Source organism: Streptomyces pimonensis (assembly GCF_041380215.1).
Taxonomy (GTDB): domain Bacteria; phylum Actinomycetota; class Actinomycetes; order Streptomycetales; family Streptomycetaceae; genus Streptomyces; species Streptomyces pimonensis.
This window is the reverse complement of the sequence record NZ_JAHWZY010000148.1, coordinates 1-422: the sequence shown is the minus strand read 5'-3', so window position 1 is coordinate 422 and position 422 is coordinate 1. Positions and strand designations below refer to the sequence as shown.

At 70.9% G+C, this 422-nt stretch carries 1 protein-coding gene; it reads right to left on the bottom strand.

All coding sequences use genetic code 11. The annotated features are described in order from the left end of the window. Positions 1-422: thiamine pyrophosphate-dependent enzyme (locus KYY02_RS33760; protein WP_371244912.1), on the bottom strand; the 422-nt coding region annotated here is incomplete at both ends.

The window sequence follows — 422 nt, the reverse complement described above, 5'->3', positions numbered from 1 at the left end:
GGTACGGCCGGGTCGGTGCGGAAGTCGATGACGAAGGGCCGGTCGGCGGCGAGGGCTTGGTCCCAGGCGGACTCGACGTGCTTGGGCTTCTCCACCCGGACGCCGTCCAGGCCGATGCGCTGCGCGATGTCCGCGTACGGCAGGTCCGGGATGGCCTGGGACTCCTCGAACTGCGGGGCGCCGGACATGGCCCGCATCTCCCAGGTGACCTGGTTGAGGTCGCCGTTGTTCAACACCGCCACGACCAGCCGAGGGTCGGACCACTCGCGCCAGTACTTGGCGGCGGTCACCAGCTCCATCATGCCGTTCATCTGCATCGCGCCGTCGCCGACCAGGGCGATGGCGGGCCGGTCGGGGTGGGCGAACTTCGCCCCGATGGCGTACGGCACACCCGGCCCCATCGTCGCCAGGGTGCCGGACAG